We start from the raw sequence: 16,687 nt of genomic DNA on the forward strand, positions 1-16,687 counted from the left end.
GCGGCATGAAGCGGTTCCCTGATTTCCTGACCGGCGCGAGCCGCGGGTTCTCCCGGCATCCTGCGACCCTTGCGGCCGCGAAGCATTTTTCGGGGCGCGCGGCGCTGACCGCCCTTTGCTTCTTCGTCATCGCCACGGCCGGCATGCGCCAGATGGACGCCTCCTATCGGCAATCGATCGTCAAGGAAGGGCGTTACAGTCTGGTCGAGACCGGCGCGCGGCCATGGCGCGCCCAGGACCTGCGGGTCGGATGGACGAAGAACGGCGCCTATGTCGGCGTCGCCGATTATGCGGTGCTGGAAGCCCTCGCCTTTGGCGGCTTCGCGCTCTCCGTTCTGGCCTTTCTGGCGCCCGCCGCATGGCTCGCCGCGCGTCGCCTCTCGAAGATCGGCGCGCCGCCGCCGGAGGCCGAGCAGGAGGAACGGCAAGAAACGCCGCCGAACGGCGGCTGGCTCATCGGCCCGGCCGAATGACTTCGCCGCCGCGCGTATAGACGCGCGGCGCGCTATATTCGAAGGCAAATGGACCTGGCGAGCGCGATCCGCGCCCATGCTCTCACTCTCGGCTTCGACGCCTGCCGTTTCGCCTCCGCCGAGGCGAGCCCGAATCTGGCCGACCGGCTGCGCGAATGGCTCGCCATCGGCGCGCATGGCGACATGGGCTGGATGGCGGAGACCGCCGAACGCCGCGCCGCGCCCAAGGCCCTCTGGCCGGAAGCCCGAAGCGTCGTCATGCTGGGCCTCAATTACGGCCCCGCCTCTGATCCGCTCGCCGCTCTGGAAAAGCGCGACTGCGGCGCGATCTCCGTCTACGCCCGCCATCGCGACTATCACGACGTCGTCAAGGGCCGGCTCAAACAGCTCGCCGCCTTCATGATCAAGCGCGCGGGCGGCGGCGAGGTTAAGGTGTTCGTCGACACCGCCCCCGTCATGGAGAAGCCGCTCGCCCAGGCGGCGGGACTCGGCTGGCAGGGCAAGCATACGAACCTCGTCTCGCGCGACTTCGGCTCCTGGCTCTTTCTGGGGGCGATCTTCACCAATATCGCGCTCGCGCCCGACGCGCCGGAACGGGACCATTGCGGCTCCTGCCGCAACTGCCTCGACGCCTGCCCGACCGAAGCCTTCATCGGCCCCTACCGGCTCGACGCCCGCCGCTGCGTCTCCTACCTCACCATCGAGCGCAAGGGGCCGATCCCCCGCGAATTCCGCCCCGCCATCGGCAACCGCGTCTATGGCTGCGACGACTGCCTCGCCGTCTGTCCCTGGAACAAATTCGCCCAGACCGCCCGCGAGGCGAAGCTCGCCGCCCGGGCGGATCTCGAAAGCCCGGCGCTCGCCGAGCTCGCGCGACTCGACGACGCGGGTTTCCGCGCGCTTTTCTCGGGCTCTCCGATCAAACGCATCGGTCGCGCGCGCTTTCTGCGCAATGTCCTCGTCGCAATCGGCAATAGCGGCGACGTCGCGCTCGCGCCGGAAGCCGAGCGTCTGCTCCAGGACCCCGACCCGCTCCTGCGCGGCGCCGCCGTCTGGGCGCTGGCCCGGCTCGCGCCGCATCGTCTCATTGCATTGCAACCGCTCTACGAGGCGGAAGCCGAGGAAAGCGTCCGCGAGGAATGGGCAAAAGAGACACACCGGGACAAAAAATAGCGCCAACCCCATATTCGTGCGCCGCAGCACGCTTGCCGTTAGCCGTTTCGAACTAATCTTGGAGGGAGGAAAAAATTCGATTCAGGCAGCCCGCGGCGATTTGGAATGATCAGCTTCTCGAGACGACCCGCCGAAGATCCCGCCGAGGAAGCCGCCCGGCTTCTGTTGCGGCTCGGCGTGTTCATGCTCTTCGTGATCTCGCTGCTGGCCCCGATCCTCGCGCGGCAAACGGTCTATATCCTCCTGCCCATCGGCGCGGCCTTGCTGCTCGCCTCGGCGAGCCTCTCCGCCAATGGGCGTTCGGGCGGCTCGCTGCGCGCGCTCGTCGCCTCGCCGCCGGTCTGGGCCGCCTTGCTGCTCGCGGCATGGGCGGGCATTTCGCTCATCTGGACGCCTTTCGAGGGGCCGGCCGAACGCTTCGCCAAGGCCGCCGCGACGATGGCCATGGTCGCGGCGGCGGCGGGGCTCATGCCGATGCGGACCAAGACCTCGAATCTCAATCTGCTGCCGATCGGCGTCGGTCTGGCGGCGGTGGCGCTCGCCGGGATCACCTTGCTGACGGCGCCGAAATATACCATCGAGGACCTTCTCGACGTCGGCCCGCTCGGCCGCGCCGGACTCGGCCTCGCGCTTCTCGTCTGGCCAGCCATGGGCGCGCTCGCGGTGCGCGGGCGATGGATCATGGCCGGCGCGCTCGGCCTCGCCACCTATTTCGCCTGCATCCTTTCCGGCGCGCCGAACGCCCTGCCCGCTCTGCTCGGCGGCGCCCTCGTCTTCTTCGCCGCCTTCGGCTGGGTGCGGCCGGCCTCCGCCGCGCTTGCGGGCCTGATGGCGGCGATCGTGCTCGCGGCCCCGGCGGTCGCGCTCGCAACCCATTTCATCTGGCCCGAGCGGGCGCCGGATTTCTTCCGGCATCTCGCCTTTTGGGGCCATATGATCGCCAGCGACGGGCTGCGCACGCTGCTCGGGCACGGCTTCGGGGCCGCGACCTGGAGCGTGCTGCAGGGTTATCTCCCGCCGGCGACCCCGCGCAGCCTCATCTTCCAGATCTGGTTCGATCTCGGCCTGGTCGGCGCCGCGGCGCTCGCTTTGGTTCTCGCCCGCGCGAGCCTCGAGGTCGGCCAATCGCGCCCGGCGCTGGCCCCCTTCCTCCTTGGCGGCGTGGCCGCCGGTTTCGTGATCTGCCTCCTCGGTCCAGCCGCCGAGCAGCTCTGGTGGCTGACGCTGGCGGGGCTCGACGCGATCGCCTTCGCTCTGGTAATGCGCGGTCAGTTCCGCAAACGCCGGCCCGTCCTGCCGACCAGATTCGGCGCGGCGCCGGCGGACGACTCCGCCTGACGAGAGATTTCAGTGGCCGAATATCCCACGCTCACCGATGCGGTCGAGCCGCTCGCCCTCGGCGCCGCCGCCGTCGCGGGCGCTTGGCTCGGCGACAGGCCCGCCTTCGCGCTCGCCGACGGCGCAATCCTCTTTGGCGACGGCGGCGCCCGCTCGAGCGCGCATCCGGACGCGGCCATCCTCGTCGCGGCGAGCGACGGCAAGCGCCTCGTCACCGGCGGCGACGACGGACGCGTCGTGGCGACGGACGCGACCGGCGCAACGGAATGCGTCGCGGACGAAAAGGGCAAATGGATCGACGCGCTGGCGCTTCACGAGGGCGCGATCGCCTGGTCGGCGGGCCGCAACGCCCGCGCCCGTTCGGCCAAGGGCGAGGCGAAGTCGCTCGACCTGCCTTCGACCTGCCGCGGCCTCGCCTTCTTCCCCAAGGGCTACCGCCTCGCCGCCGCCCATTACAACGGCGCGACGCTGTGGTTCCCCAACGCCGGCAAGCCGGAGCTGCTGAACTGGAGCGGCTCGCATCTCGACGCGACGATCTCGCCGGACGGCCGCTTTCTGATCACCTCCATGCAGGAGAACACGCTGCATGGCTGGCGCGTCGCGGACGGCAAGCACATGCGCATGGCCGGCTATCCCGGCAAGACGCGCAGCCTCTCCTGGTCCTTCGACGGCAAATGGCTCGCGACCTCCGGGGCCGACGCCTGCATCATCTGGCCCTTCTCCGGCAAGGACGGCCCGATGGGCCAGCAGCCGCGCGAATGCGGCGTGCGGGCGAATGTCCCGGTGACCCGCGTCGCCTTCCATCCCGGCGCGCTGGTCGTGGCGATCGGCTTCGACGACGGCCTCGTCATGCTCGCGCGCGTCACCGACGGTTCGGAAATTTTGGTGCGCCGGCCGGCGGCGGAGCCGAGGAACGCCCGCATCAGCGCCTTGGCCTGGGACGCCAAGGGCGCGCGGCTCCTCTTCGGCGCCGAGAATGGCGACGCCGGGCTGCTGACGCTGCCAAAGGCGTGAGCCCGGCGGGACACGTCAAAAAGATTTGCCAAACCTGCCTTTAGGTGTTTTGCTAAAGTCGTTCGCCGACTTCATTTTTGGTTTTCGCAAGGGATTTCGCCATGAAGAGGATTATGCGCCTTTGCGCCTTGTGCGCCCTGTTCCTTGGGCTTTCCTCCCTCGTCGCGGCGCGGGCCGACGAAACCGGGATCGACAGGCCCGGAAGCGACTACAAGAATTTCGACCTCCAGCCGCCGGCGCCGGGAACTTTCGGCGGTCCGATCGACGTCTGCAGGATCAGTTGCGAGCGCGACGACGCCTGCAAGGCGTGGACCTTCGTGAAAGTGGGCGTCCAAGGCCCCAAGGCGCGTTGCTGGCTCAAAAACGCCATCCCCGGCAAGGTCGCCAATTCCTGCTGCACCTCCGGCGTGCCCGAAAAGAGCTTCGAGACGAGAGTCGACCGCCCCGGCGGCGACTACAATAATTTCGACCTCGCCGCGGCCAGTCCCGAGCTCTGCAAATCGGCCTGCGAGCGGGACGGAACCCGTTGCCGCGCTTGGACTTATGTGGCTCCGGGCTTTCAGGGGCCGAAAGCGCGCTGCTGGCTGAAAAACGTGCTTCCCGAGGCCTTTACGAACGCCTGCTGCGTCTCCGGGGCGCATTTCATCGGGCCGAACTGACGAATTTGGCGAGCGGCGCGGCGGCGGAGCGTCGCGCCTGCCGAAATCTCAAGGATCGGGCCGCCAGACCATCGCGCCCGCATATTCCGGCGGCCAGGCCAGCGCCGCCGCCTTCCGCCGCAGCGCTTTGGCGCTCGCAGTGCGCGGCTCGGCGAAATAGCGCCGGATGGCGTCGAAGGGACTCTCTTCGGCCGCCGCCGGAATGCATCGCCACAAGACATCCACCCGCCGCCCTTCATATCGCGCGGGATCGAGCGGGCTTCGTCCGAATTTCGAAGGGCCGAAATCCGCCGTGAAGGGCTTGCGGTTCCATAGCCGCGCATCGGGGCGCCGCGCGAAGAACGCCCAAATATCGAAATCATGCACACCCGCGCCGGCCGCCGGATCGGCGAAATGATCGGCGGCGCCCTGGCAAAGGCAGAGGCCGAGAAGACGGCCTTCATAAAGCGCGCGCTTCGCCGGGCGCCTTTTGAAGGCCGCGTCGAGCCGCGCAAGGGCGATCCCGGCCAGCCGGTGAAGATCGACGGTCTCGATCGTCTCGAAGGAGCGCGCGCCGCGCGGCGCAAGGCTCATGGCGCCGGCCCGCGCGCCGCCCGCAGGCGCGCAATGGACGATAGGCGGCCGCACATGGGAGCGCGGCGCGAGAAAGCGGAAACCGCCTTTTCCGCGATCAGGCGATTCCGCCCAATCGCCGCGTGCTCTAATGTGCCGCCGACGCTTCGCCCCGAAGTCCCGCCAAAAGAAGGCCGCATCAAGCCGTCATGCGCGAATCGAACCGCCTCCGCGCCGTCCAAACGCCGATCATTCCCGCCATCGCCGATCTCCTCCGGTCCACGCCGGGCGCAATCTCTCTCGGCCAGGGCGTCGTCAATTACGCGCCGCCCCCGATCGTGGCCGCGGAAATCGAGTGCTTCCTCGCCGATCCCGGCAACCACAAATATCAGGGCGCGGCCGGCATCCCGGCGCTGACGGACAAAATCGCGGCGAAGCTCGCAAGCGAGAACGGGGTGCGCGTCGGGGAGGCGCATGGCAATGGCGTGATGGTCACGGCCGGCGGCAACCAGGCCTTTCTCAACGCCATGCTCGCCATTCTCGATCCTGGCGACGAGGTCATTCTCCCGCTTCCCTATTATTTCAATCACGAAATGGCCGTCGCCATGGCCAATGCGCGCCCGGTCCTCGTTCCGACGCAGAGCGATTATCAGCTCGATCTCGACGCGCTCGCCGCCGCCGTCACGCCGCGCACCCGCGCGATCGTGACCATTTCTCCCAATAATCCGTCGGGCGCCGTCTATTCGGAAGAGTCGCTGCGCGCCGTCAACGCGCTGTGCGCGCGGCGCGGCGTCTTTCACGTCAGCGACGAGGCCTATGAATATTTCACCTATGACGGCGCCAGGCATTTCTCTCCAGCCTCGATCCCGGGCGCGAGCGCGCATACGATTTCGCTCTACTCCATGTCCAAGGCCTATGGCCTTGCAAGCTGGCGCATCGGCTGGATGGTCTATCCGTCCACGCTCGAGCCGGCCCTGCGCAAGATTCAGGACACGCTCATCATCTGCCCGCCCGTCATCGCGCAATTCGCCGCCGCCGGCGCGATGTCGCTCGGTCGCGCTTTCGTTCATGAAAAGGTCGCCGCGCTTGCGCAAACGCGCGCGATGGCGCGACGCGAACTCTCCGCGCTCGAAACAGAAGGCCTCGCCGAGATTCCGCAAGCGGACGGCGCCTTTTACTTTCTGCTTCGGATCAAATCGCCGCTCGCGCCCTTACCCTATGTCACGCGCCTCATCCGCGAGCATAAGGTTGCGGTCGTTCCCGGCGACGCCTTCGGCCTCGAAGGCGGATGCAGCCTGCGCCTCGCCTATGGCGCGCTTCAGCCCGCAACGGCGGCGGAAGGCGTCGGCCGTTTCGTCGCGGGCGTCCGGGCGCTGCGCGGCTGATCAGGCGAGACGCGACGCCCGCCGCAAGCGCTCGAACCGCCAGTCTTCCGCCGTCATTGCGAGCGAAGCGAAGCAATCCAGAGCCGCCCCACGGCCCTGAATTGCTTCGGCGGCCGCGCCGCAATGACGGAGCATTCAGAAGTCGCGCGCTCAATCCGCGCGGAAATGCTTGGAAAGCTTCAGCCCCTGTCCCTGATAGTTCGAGGCGCCCTCCTCGCCATAGAGCGCCTCGGGCCTCTCGGCCATGCGCTCATAGACGAGGCGGCCGATGAACTGGCCGTCCTCCAGAATGAAAGGGACTTCGCGGGAGCGCACCTCCAGCACCGCGCGGGCGCCGGGGAGACCGTCGCAGCCCGCGCCGAATCCCGGATCGAAGAAGCCGGCGTAATGCACGCGGAACTCGCCGATGGCGGCGTCCATCGGCGCCATTTCGGCGGCGAGGTCCGGGGGGATGGCGAGGCGCTCGCGCGAGGCGAGGATATAGAAATCGCCGGGGTCGAGGATGAGCCGCCCGTCGCGCGACGGCAGGCGGTCCCAATAATCGTCGACCCGATAGGCCCCGACATTGTCGACGTCGATCACGTCCGTATGTTTCTGCGCGCGATAGCCGACCACGCCGCCGAAGGAATTCGAGCCGAGCGCCACGCGCAGCACCACCCCGTCGCGCAGATTGAGCGCGCCGTCGACGAGTGGCGTCCGGCCGTGGCGCTCCGCCAGCGCGGCGTCGGAGAGCGGGAAGCCGCCCTGCCCCGCCCCCTCCGGGCGCGCGCGGAAACGTAGCTGGTTGAGGCGCGAGCCCTTGCGCGCGCGCACCGAGAAGCTCCTCGGGGACACCTCGGCGTAGAGCGGGCCGCGATAGCCCGGCTCCACCTCGTCGAAGCGCTCGCCCCGGTCGGTGATGAGGCGGGTGAAAATATCGAGGCGGCCGGTCGAGCTCTTAGGGTTGGCCGCGCCCGAGACCTCCGGCGACAGCGCCAGGCTCTCCATCAGCGGCACGACATAGACGCAGCCGCGCTCGAGGATCGCGCCCTCGCCTTCGAGCGACATTTCGTCATAAGCGAGCGCCGCGAGAATGTCCCCGACCCCGCGCTCCTTGCCCGGCAGGAAGCTCGCGCGCACGCGATAGGCCTTGGAGCCGAGGCGCAGATCGAGGCTCGCCGGCTGAATCTGACCCCGCGCGAGCGACGCGGCGGCGCGAACGCCGCCCGCCTCGGCCATCGCCTGGATCTGCCGGCTGGAAAGCACGCCGCCCGAATACGCCATAACGATCTTCTCATGCGAGGCGCGAGTGGGATCGACCGCGCGGGGCCTTTTTAAGCAGTTTCGGCCGTAACGCGCAAAGGCGCGATTGGCCGCATGCCGGTCTTGCCCGGCGACGCCCGCTTTGGGCGATCCGATTTTCTTCATCAGGCAACCGAGCGAATGCTCGGCATGAGCGAATCCCTCCCCTTTACGGAGGGTCTTCTTCACGCAGGCCGATTGACAGTCCCGCCGCCATCCTGGATTAGTGGGGGACGTGGTTATTTGAGCCGGCCGGCTTGCCGCCACGAAAAACAAGGCGCTAAAAGGCCGGGTCTCCCGACGGAAACCCGCTTTTTTGGCCGCGCGCGCATGCGCGCAAACAATGTATGGCGCGTGCGCGCCGGAGGGAGAGGAAAATGACTGACGCCCCGCGCAAGCTCAGGCCGGCGACGCTGCTCGTCCATGGCGGGACGACGCGGTCTCCCTTCGGCGAAATGTCGGAAGCCCTCTTCCTGACGCAGAGCTTCGCCTATCCGACGATGGAGGCGGCCGAGGCGCGCTTCAAGGGCGACGATCCGGGCTTCATCTATTCGCGCTTCTCCAATCCCACCGTCGCCATGTTCGAGAGCCGCATGTGCCTGCTCGAGGGCGCCGAGGCCGCGCGCGCGACGGCGAGCGGCATGGCCGCCGTCACCGCCGCCATGCTGGCGCAGGTGAAGGCCGGCGACCATGTGGTGGCGGCGCGCGCCCTCTTCGGCTCCTGCCTCTATGTCGTCGAGGACCTGCTGCCGCGCTTCGGCGTCGCCTCCACGCTCGTCGACGGCGCCGACCTTGCGCAATGGAAAGCGGCGGTCCGGCCCGAGACCAAGCTCTTCTTCCTCGAAAGCCCGACCAATCCGGGCCTCGAGGTCTACGATCTCAAGGCCATCGCCGACCTCGCCCACAATGCCGGCGCGCGGCTCGTCGTCGACAATGTCTTCGCGACGCCGCTGCTGCAGAAGCCCTTCGATTTCGGCGCGGACGTCGTCGTCTATTCCGCCACCAAGCATATTGACGGCCAGGGCCGATGTCTGGGCGGAATCATCCTCTCCTCGCGGGCGATCATCGAGGAGAACATCCATAATTTCCTGCGCCAGACCGGCCCGGCCATGTCGCCCTTCAACGCCTGGGTGATGCTCAAGGGCCTGGAGACGCTGCCGCTGCGCGTCGCCCAGCAGACCGCGACCGCGGCCAAGATCGCCGACTTCCTGGCCGAGCGAAAGGGCGTGACCAGAGTGCTCTATCCCTTCCGCAAGGACCATCGGCAGACGGAGCTGGCGCGCCGGCAGATGCTGGGCGGCGGCACGCTGGTAAGCTTCTTCCTCGAGAGCAAGGCGGCGGCCTTCAAGCTCGCCAACGCCCTTCAGGTGATCAAGATTTCCAACAATCTCGGCGACGCGAAGAGCCTCCTCACCCATCCCGCGACGACGACCCATCAGCGCCTGACGCCCGAGGCCCGCGCCACGCTCGGCATTGGCGACGGCATGCTGCGCCTGTCGGTGGGGCTGGAGGACGCCGACGACCTCATCGAGGATCTGGCGGCGGGGCTCGCGGCGGCCGGGCGCGGCTGACGCGCCCTTCCCTTGTCAGCGCCGCTGTTTCCCCGCCGCGACGCGAATCGCCGCGGCGGCTTCCTGGCGCAGGCAGTCGACGACGAAGAAGCTCGCGGCCAGAACGGCGGCGACGATTTCCAGGCTGACCGCAAAAACTGTTTCAGACATGCGTTTCTCCACGCCGCGCATCGCGGCTTCCATGGACCCTGGATTTGCGCCGGCGCCCCAAGGAGGCGACAAGCGCCGACGCAAATCCGCTCGGGGGCTAGGTCAGGGAGGAGGGCGGCGCCCGCGCCCGGTTGGACCGTCGGGGCCTGGGCGTCGGCGCGACGCGGTCCGCCACCATCCCGAGGCGGAGGGAGACGCCAGGGATGGGCGCCGCGCCGACAAGACCGGGCCGCGCCGCCAAGGGCGCGACGCCGCGGCAGAGCGTCTGGCACAGGACGCAATCAATGCCGCGGTCGCTGGCGGAGCCCGGCCGCCCCGACTGCGCGTCGGGCATGGGCGCGCCCGACGCGAAACAGACGAAAGCCGACGCAAGCCTTTCCTTCGCTCCGCCCAGGCCCAGCGCGAGCGGCGCGGCGAAGGGCGCGTTCGCGAGCAGGGCCGCCGCCAGCAGCAGCGCGTGCGCAAAGCGGCGCGCCGCGCCGAGGCGCAGGGAAGAAAGCGACTGCGTCATCGAGGCGATCGATCTCTCTTAGACGCCGAGGCGGGCGAAACGCGCCCGGCGCTCCAGATCGATCAGGCGAATGGCGCCCCTCCGGGCGTCCCGCCACATGGCGACGACCGGGGCAATGGCGGGAGACGCCGAGGCGACAAGCTCCCGTTCGCGCAGCTCGCGCTCTTTCAAAAATTCGAGGGTTGATTGCGCCAGCGCGCAATCGCGACCGCTCGGCCGCTTCTTGATCATAGGCGTTTCTCCCGCATCGCCGATTGGGGACGGCTCTATTCGTCGCTCAGCCATGGGGACGCGCGCACGCCTATACGCGGCTCACGACATCCCAATGACAAATGTGGCGAAAATCAGGAGAAGCTAGGCGGCGCGCGCGCTTGCCGGCCATAGTCGCGCGGGGGCGCTGGCAGGGCGCGGTCCGCCACCGCCCAAGGGACGTCTTTCCATTGGGCGGGCGCCATGCCGACGGAGAACGGACGGGCCGCGACCGGCGCGACGCCGTCGCAGAAGGCCTGGCAGAGGGCGCAGTCGTGACGCCCATGGACATGCCCCGGCGCATGATGGCCGCCATGATCCGAGCCGCCCGCTTTCAGGCAGATTTCGCTCAGGCCATGGATGTCCGCCCCGCGCGCCGCGGCGACGCCGTTCGCGACCGGCAGGCAGGCCTGAACGGCCAGCGCCAGCACGAACAAAATCGCCGTGAACCATCTACGAGGCATGAAACCAAAGCCCGAGTCGGATTTGCGCAGAGATTTCTCGCGCAAGTTCATACAAGCAAAAAGCGAGCGCCTCGGCAAGCTGGCTCGTCAGGCGCCCGCGACATTGCGGCAAGACGCCGCACGCGCGCCACGCGCGGCGTCCCGGCTTCTTAGAATTTGAACCGGACGCCGCCCTGGAAGAGGCGCGGATTGCCGGCGTAGATCGAGCCCGTGCCGTTCTGCGCGAGTTGGGCGTAGCCGTTCTGCACCACGACGCCGTTCACCAGCGCGGCCGTGTTCTGGATATTGTTCGCCGAGGCGACCCAGTTGCGGTCGAAGATGTTGCGGACCTCGAAATAGACGGCCAGATGCTTCAGCGGCCCGAATTCGAGATCGCGATCAAAATGCAGATTGGCGTTGACGAGGCCGTAGCTCGGTATCGTCAGCACGTTGCCGTTGTCGATGAAATAGGAGCTTTGATAGTTATACTCGACAAAGGCGCCGAGCCCCCTGAAGTCGCCATAGGGCTGATCGTAGGAGAGCCGCGCCGTGGCGTTATGCGGCGCGACGCCCGGGATCTTGTAGCCGGCGCGATCGAAATAGCCGGTCCGGCCGCCGGGATTGGCCGTGCCCAGCAGCTCCGTGAACTGCGTGAAGATCTGGTTGTTGTAGGTGTAGTTGGCCATGACGCGCCAGCCCTCGAAGGGCCGCCAGTCGAGCAGGGTCTCGACGCCGCGATGGACGGAGCCCGGCGCGTTGAAGGTATAGTTCTGCAGGCCGGCGCCCGGCGCCTGGGTGAGCTGCTCGTTCTGATACCATTCGTGAAAGCCCGTGAGGCTGAAGAGCAGCGTCTCGTGCGGGCGCCAGTCGAAGCCGATGTCGATGCCGGTGTTGCGCTGCGTCTTCAGATTGACATTGGGGCCGGGCACGCCTGACTGCGTGATGAAGAGCTGGCCCGGATTGGGCGTGCCATAGCCGCTCGAGGCGCGGAAATGCGTCATCAACTCGGGCAGGACGCGCCAGGTCACCGAGGCCTCGGGACCGAAATTCCAGTAGGTCTTGTTGACGGTCACCGCCGGCTGCAGATTGGTTAGCTGCGCCGCCCGGGCGCCGGTCGTCACATAGCTATATTGCTCCTGGATCGCCGCGATCTTCGTCATCTCCGCGGCGAGGCCGAGCACCATCGTCACATCCTTGGAGAGCGCCACCTCCTCGCGGCCGCGCCCGCCGAGATTCTGCATCATGGCGTTCTGCTTGGCCTGAAGGGCGCCGGTCGCGCCATTGCCGACGAAGAGCGTGTTGTTGGTGTAGCTCGTATAGCGCGTGCGGTTGAAATAGAGGCCCGCGAAATGCCGCGCCTCGAAGCCGGCGAGCGTGCCGAGCTGGGTGATGTCCGTGCTGGCGTTGACCGCGGGCTCGTCCTGAAGGGCGGCGGTGGCGCCGGTCGGCTGGATGATGTTCTTGTCGTCATAGATGACCTGCGTGCGCCACTTGGTGTTGGCGTCGAAGTCATGCTCCCAGCGCAGACCCAGCACGTCCCGGCGGTCGTTGCGGTTGAAGCCGGCGAGAAAGGCGGTGGTGCGATAATTGATCTGGCCCGGGCCGTTCAGGCCGTTGATCGACACGTTGGCGCTGCCGCAGAGCGCCTGCGCGATCTGCGCGGCGGGGCCACCTTGCGGGAGGGCGTAGCATCCGCGCTGATAGGGGTTGAGATAATACTGGTTGAGCGACAAGCGGGACGAGAGGTCGCCATAGAGCTGGTTGTGGATGAATTTGAAGGTGAGCAGGTCGTTCGGCGTCACCTGCCAGCGCGCGGTCGCGTTGACGGTCTGGGTGTCGCTGCGGGAATGGAAGGTCCAGCCGTCGGCGCGCACGTCGCTCGCGAAGACCGCGACGTCGACGTCGCCGACCTTCTTGCCGGCCGTGATGAAGTTGTTGAGATAGCCGTACGAGCCGAATTCATGCCCGGTCTCGAAGCCGTCGATCTCGGCGCCCGTGCGCGTGCGGAAATTGATGGCGCCGCCATTGGCGAAATTGCCGAACAGCGCCGAGGACGGACCGCGATAGACGTCGACGCCCGCATAGGCGTGGGGGTCGGTGAGATCGGTGCGCGACAGGCCGTCGGGCTGCGTCACGGAGAAGCCGTCCTCCAGCAGGACGATGTTGCGCACGCCGAAGCCGTTGCGCGCCGAGGAGCCGCGGATCGAGATCACGACGTCGCGCGGGCCGTTGCCCTGCTTGAAGGACACGCCGGGGCTGTATTGCAGCATCTCGCGAACCGTCGCCACGGGACGATTTTCGAAGTCCTTGCCGCCCACCGTCGTGAAGGTCTGGCCGGTGGGATCGCGATAGACGGGCTCGCTCAGCTTCCTGGGAGAAAAGCCCGGCGCCGCGGCGACGAGCGGCGAAGCCGGCGCCGTCACGGGACCCGGGGCCGGCGCCGCGATGCGCGCGGGCGCCGAGCTGCGCGGCGGGGCGGAATGCGACGGCCGCACGGGACCGCGCGCCGCGCCGACGTCGATCGTCGGCAGGGATTGCTGCGCGAGGGCCGAGGCCGCGAAAAACAGAGCAAGGGCGTTGGCCGAGGCCGCCCCGAGAAGGTGAGCACGACGGGTCATATTGCTGTTTCCGGACGCGTCCGCATTCCGCCTGTGAGGGCGGGCCATGAGGCGATGCGGGACGTTGGGCGGGAGAAGCGGCGAAACCGCTTCTAGCTTTGAAGGAAGGACGCGCGCCGGCGGCGGCCGGCGCCTTACGCGTCGAACGCGACGGCCGGCGGGCCGCGCGCGAGCGAGGCCTCGGCGATCCGCGCTTCGAAGCCTTGCGCGCTCGATAAAACGAATCCCGCCGCGCGGACGGCGCGCGGGGCGGGGGAAACAGGCGCGAAACCGGCGAGGGAAACCAAAGGCGGCCCGGCGCAAAGCAGGCAGGAGTCGCACATGTGACGGGGGCCGTCGCGGCGCGCGTCTCCCGCGTCGTCCGACCCGCCCTGCATCATGCAATGAACGGAAACGCCGGCCTCGACCGGGCCGGCCGCCGCCCGCGCGACGCCCCAGCCGCCGGCGACGGTCTGCACGACCATCGCCAGGACAAGGATCAGAGCGCGCAGCGACGACAAACGCATCTTCGTTCCACACATGGTTGCTGAATTAATCGCTTAGGCTCGGCCAGAATCCAAGGACGCATGGTCGGCGCGGGCCAGAATTCAAACGGATGTGTCGGATTTGTCACAGACCGCCGGCGCCTAAGGAAGCGCCGTTCCACGGCTCCGGCGCCGATAGAAAGACATTCCCCTTTCGAAGAAGCCGTTCTAAGCTTGGCCCGCTATGTATATCGCCATCACCCGAGACATTCAGGTCACGGCGCTGCCGGACTTCCTGCCCGACCGATCCGACCCCGATCAAGGCCGCTTCTTCTGGTCCTACACGATCGAGATCGCGAATCTCGGGCGCACGCGCGTGCAGCTCCTGTCGCGCCATTGGATCATCATCGACGCCAACGGCCGGCGCGAGGAGGTGCGCGGTCCCGGCGTCATCGGCGAGCAGCCCGTGCTCGAGCCCGGCGAGACCTTCCGATACGCGTCGGGATGCCCGCTCACCACGCCCTCGGGCCTGATGCAGGGCAGTTATCGAATGGTCACGGATTTGGGCGAGACCTTCGACGTCGAAATTCCGGCTTTCTCCCTGGACAGTCCCATGTCCAATCCGACATTGAACTGATGGACGCCCTCGAACGCGCGATCGACATGACCGCCCGGCTCGTCGCTTTCGATACGGAAAGCGCGAAGTCGAACCTCCAGCTCATCGATTTCGTGGAAGCCTATCTGCGCGAGCAGAGCGTGCCTTTCGCCCGCGCGCCGAACGCCGCCGGCGACAAGGCGGCGATTTTCGCCACGATCGGGCCGATGGAGGCGGGCGGCGTGCTTCTCTCCGGCCATACCGACGTCGTGCCGGTCGAGGGGCAGGAATGGAGCTCGGACCCCTTCTCGCTGCGGCGCGAGGGCGGCCGCCTCTATGGGCGCGGCGCAGTGGACATGAAGGGCTTCGGCGCCGTCGCTCTGGCGATGATCCCCGAATTCAAGAAGGCGGCGCTCGCGCGCCCCATCCATATTCTGCTGTCCTACGACGAAGAGACGACCTGTCTCGGCCCGCTCGACATGATCGCGCGGCTCGGCGTCGGCCTCCCCCGCCCCAACGCCGTGATCGTCGGCGAGCCGACCTCCATGCAGGTCGCCGACGCGCATAAGAGCGTCACCACGCATCTTGCCCGCGTGCGGGGCTTCGAGATCCACTCCGCCAATCTGCATCGCGGCGTCAGCGCCGTGCATGTCGCCTGCCGGCTGGTGACGGAGCTGGAGCGCATTTCGGAGGCGTTGCGCGCGGAAGGCGATCCTTCCGGCCGCTTCGATCCGCCTTACTCGACCATCCATGTCGGCGTCATCAGGGGCGGCACGGCGCGCAACATCGTCGCCAAGGATTGCGAGTTCGAATGGGAGTTTCGCGGCCTGCCCAACGCGGATCCCATGCTCGCGCAGGACAGGTTCGCGCCCTATGTCGAAGAGCTGCGCAAGACGATCTTCGCGCATTTTCCGCAATGCGGCGTCGATCTCGACACGCTCGTGAAGGTTCCGGGCCTCGCGCCGCAGCCGGGCTCCGGCGCCGAGACGCTGGCGCTGCGCCTCGCGCGCCGCAACAATACGATCGCCGTGCCCTACGCCACCGAGGCCGGACATTTCCAGCGCGCCGGCGTGCCGACCGTCGTCTGCGGCCCCGGCCGCATCGACCAGGCCCACCAGCCTGACGAATATATTGACATCTCGGAGCTCGCCGCCTGCGTCGACTTCATGCGCGCGCTGGCGAAGGAGCTGGAGGCCTGAGGCCTCCAGTCCGGTTTCTCAAAGCGCCGGCGAAATCGCGAAAAATCGGCCTTTCGCGAGACGCGCTTCAAACTCTGGACTTGACGCCCTCTCGCGCTCACATCTAGCCGCAGACCCATTTCCAGTTCTGGCGCCAGGGGCTCCAGCGCCAGCACGCGCCGACGCCCGGAGCCCACCAGCGGCCGCGCCACCAGCGCTGGCCGCCGCCGCCCCAGCCAGGCCGCGGTCCGAAACGATCGCCGTAGCGCTGGCCGTCGCGATAGCGGTCCCCGTCCCAGCCGCGCGCATTGCGATCCCGGTCGCCATAGCCTTGGCCGCCATATCCTTGGCCGCCTTGCCCGCGCCCGTCGCGGTCCCAGCCGGCGCGGTCGTCGGACGAGCGGCGTTGCGCGTCCTCATAGCCGCCCCGGCCGCCGCCGCCGCTATTATAGCCGCCGCCGCTCCAGCCCTCCGCGCTCGCCGTCGCCGTCAGCGCGCCAATCATGGCGGCGGCCAATGCAAAACTTTTCCAAGCAAACATTCCCTATTCCTTTCCAGCCCGCTCGACGCTGGCGCGCTCGTCAAAAGCGCGGGTCCGCGCCGACGGCGCGAACCCGCAAGATGCGTCCGCCGCCCTCAGCAGGCCCAGACCCAGCGGCCGTACCACCAGCGCCAGCAGGCGCCGCCGTGACCGCCGTACCAGCCATAGGGCCGGGCGGCATAGCCATGGCCGCGCCAGCCGTAACCGCCGCCCCAATGTCCGCCACGCCAGCCATGGCCCCAACCACCGTGTCCCCAGCCGCCGTGTCCTCCCCAGCCGCCATGTCCTCCCCAACCGCCGCCATGTCCCCAGCCGCCATGTCCGCCGTGCCCCCAGCCGCCAGCATTGGCCGCCGGAGAAGCGAAGAGGAGACCGGTCGCGAGGGCCGCACAGGCAATCTTCCTGATCATGGACGTTTCTCCCAAGTCATGACCCGCAAGTCCTTCTTGCTGTCAGGTTCGCCGGGAGCATCCGCTCCGGCGCCTGAACCAG

General features: G+C 67.9%; 19 protein-coding genes and 1 riboswitch. Of the genes, 9 read left to right on the plus strand and 10 right to left on the minus strand.

Features of this window, described 5'->3' with window-relative positions:
* The first annotated feature begins 5 nt into the window (after window positions 1-5).
* The 5 genes from ACV7JP_RS00745 to ACV7JP_RS00765 all read left to right on the plus strand — a co-directional run bounded on the left by ACV7JP_RS00745 (window position 6) and on the right by ACV7JP_RS00765 (window position 4,657).
* Window positions 6-473 (plus strand): hypothetical protein, encoded by a 468-nt coding sequence (locus ACV7JP_RS00745; RefSeq protein WP_457797378.1) that lies wholly within the window; start codon window positions 6-8, stop codon window positions 471-473.
* A gap of 48 nt (window positions 474-521) precedes the next feature.
* A complete protein-coding gene (gene queG, locus ACV7JP_RS00750; RefSeq protein ID WP_457797379.1) occupies window positions 522-1,646 on the plus strand; it encodes a tRNA epoxyqueuosine(34) reductase QueG in 1,125 nt (374 codons plus the stop codon).
* A 105-nt stretch (window positions 1,647-1,751) separates the two neighbouring features.
* Window positions 1,752-2,984, plus strand: coding sequence for a hypothetical protein (locus tag ACV7JP_RS00755; RefSeq protein WP_457797380.1), 1,233 nt, complete (start codon window positions 1,752-1,754; stop codon window positions 2,982-2,984).
* A 6-nt stretch (window positions 2,985-2,990) separates the two neighbouring features.
* The gene (locus tag ACV7JP_RS00760; RefSeq protein WP_457799007.1) at window positions 2,991-3,998 is read left to right on the plus strand and encodes a WD40 repeat domain-containing protein; all 1,008 of its coding nucleotides are present in this window, start codon (window positions 2,991-2,993) and stop codon (window positions 3,996-3,998) included.
* A gap of 101 nt (window positions 3,999-4,099) precedes the next feature.
* Window positions 4,100-4,657, plus strand: a complete 558-nt coding sequence (locus tag ACV7JP_RS00765; protein WP_457797381.1) for a PAN domain-containing protein — start codon at window positions 4,100-4,102, stop codon at window positions 4,655-4,657.
* Between the two features lie 48 nt (window positions 4,658-4,705).
* On the opposite strand, the gene ACV7JP_RS00770 is transcribed toward ACV7JP_RS00765, so the two are convergent.
* Window positions 4,706-5,230: a hypothetical protein gene (locus tag ACV7JP_RS00770; RefSeq protein WP_457797382.1), complete on the minus strand. Its 525-nt coding sequence runs from the start codon at window positions 5,228-5,230 to the stop codon at window positions 4,706-4,708.
* Window positions 5,231-5,418: 188 nt separating this feature from the next.
* On the opposite strand from ACV7JP_RS00770, the gene ACV7JP_RS00775 reads away from it, so the two are divergent.
* Window positions 5,419-6,594, plus strand: coding sequence for a pyridoxal phosphate-dependent aminotransferase (locus ACV7JP_RS00775; RefSeq protein ID WP_457797383.1), 1,176 nt, complete (start codon window positions 5,419-5,421; stop codon window positions 6,592-6,594).
* Between the two features lie 150 nt (window positions 6,595-6,744).
* Here ACV7JP_RS00775 and ACV7JP_RS00780 read toward each other — a convergent pair whose 3' ends face one another.
* Window positions 6,745-7,857, minus strand: coding sequence for a 2'-deoxycytidine 5'-triphosphate deaminase (locus ACV7JP_RS00780; RefSeq protein WP_457797384.1), 1,113 nt, complete (start codon window positions 7,855-7,857; stop codon window positions 6,745-6,747).
* A 243-nt stretch (window positions 7,858-8,100) separates the two neighbouring features.
* A riboswitch (SAM riboswitch) is annotated at window positions 8,101-8,179 on the plus strand.
* Window positions 8,180-8,252: 73 nt separating this feature from the next.
* Here ACV7JP_RS00780 and ACV7JP_RS00785 point away from each other — a divergent pair.
* The gene (locus ACV7JP_RS00785) at window positions 8,253-9,446 is read left to right on the plus strand and encodes an O-succinylhomoserine sulfhydrylase (protein WP_457797385.1); all 1,194 of its coding nucleotides are present in this window, start codon (window positions 8,253-8,255) and stop codon (window positions 9,444-9,446) included.
* A gap of 15 nt (window positions 9,447-9,461) precedes the next feature.
* Here ACV7JP_RS00785 and ACV7JP_RS00790 read toward each other — a convergent pair whose 3' ends face one another.
* From ACV7JP_RS00790 to ACV7JP_RS00815, 6 genes are all read right to left on the minus strand, one after another.
* A complete protein-coding gene (locus ACV7JP_RS00790; RefSeq protein ID WP_457797386.1) occupies window positions 9,462-9,596 on the minus strand; it encodes a hypothetical protein in 135 nt (44 codons plus the stop codon).
* 97 nt (window positions 9,597-9,693) lie between these two features.
* Window positions 9,694-10,107 (minus strand): hypothetical protein, encoded by a 414-nt coding sequence (locus tag ACV7JP_RS00795; RefSeq protein WP_457797387.1) that lies wholly within the window; start codon window positions 10,105-10,107, stop codon window positions 9,694-9,696.
* An 18-nt stretch (window positions 10,108-10,125) separates the two neighbouring features.
* The gene (locus ACV7JP_RS00800) at window positions 10,126-10,338 is read right to left on the minus strand and encodes a hypothetical protein (RefSeq protein ID WP_457797388.1); all 213 of its coding nucleotides are present in this window, start codon (window positions 10,336-10,338) and stop codon (window positions 10,126-10,128) included.
* A 113-nt stretch (window positions 10,339-10,451) separates the two neighbouring features.
* Window positions 10,452-10,871: a DUF2946 family protein gene (locus ACV7JP_RS00805; protein WP_457797389.1), complete on the minus strand. Its 420-nt coding sequence runs from the start codon at window positions 10,869-10,871 to the stop codon at window positions 10,452-10,454.
* Window positions 10,872-10,969: 98 nt separating this feature from the next.
* Complete coding sequence (locus ACV7JP_RS00810) at window positions 10,970-13,417, minus strand: TonB-dependent receptor family protein (RefSeq protein ID WP_457797390.1); 2,448 nt, start codon at window positions 13,415-13,417, stop codon at window positions 10,970-10,972.
* A gap of 134 nt (window positions 13,418-13,551) precedes the next feature.
* Window positions 13,552-13,923, minus strand: a complete 372-nt coding sequence (locus tag ACV7JP_RS00815) for a hypothetical protein (RefSeq protein WP_457797391.1) — start codon at window positions 13,921-13,923, stop codon at window positions 13,552-13,554.
* Between the two features lie 202 nt (window positions 13,924-14,125).
* Here ACV7JP_RS00815 and apaG point away from each other — a divergent pair, with 202 nt between their 5' ends.
* Window positions 14,126-14,518 (plus strand): Co2+/Mg2+ efflux protein ApaG, encoded by a 393-nt coding sequence (gene apaG, locus ACV7JP_RS00820; RefSeq protein ID WP_457797392.1) that lies wholly within the window; start codon window positions 14,126-14,128, stop codon window positions 14,516-14,518.
* Window positions 14,518-15,675, plus strand: a complete 1,158-nt coding sequence (gene argE, locus ACV7JP_RS00825; protein ID WP_457797393.1) for an acetylornithine deacetylase — start codon at window positions 14,518-14,520, stop codon at window positions 15,673-15,675. Before apaG ends, argE begins: the two co-directional genes overlap by 1 nt.
* Window positions 15,676-15,778: 103 nt before the next feature.
* On the opposite strand, the gene ACV7JP_RS00830 is transcribed toward argE, so the two are convergent.
* Window positions 15,779-16,195, minus strand: a complete 417-nt coding sequence (locus ACV7JP_RS00830) for a hypothetical protein (protein WP_457797394.1) — start codon at window positions 16,193-16,195, stop codon at window positions 15,779-15,781.
* Between the two features lie 95 nt (window positions 16,196-16,290).
* Window positions 16,291-16,605, minus strand: a complete 315-nt coding sequence (locus ACV7JP_RS00835) for a hypothetical protein (RefSeq protein WP_457797395.1) — start codon at window positions 16,603-16,605, stop codon at window positions 16,291-16,293.
* Window positions 16,606-16,687 lie beyond the last annotated feature (82 nt).

The organism is Methylocystis sp. S23 (assembly GCF_054106005.1).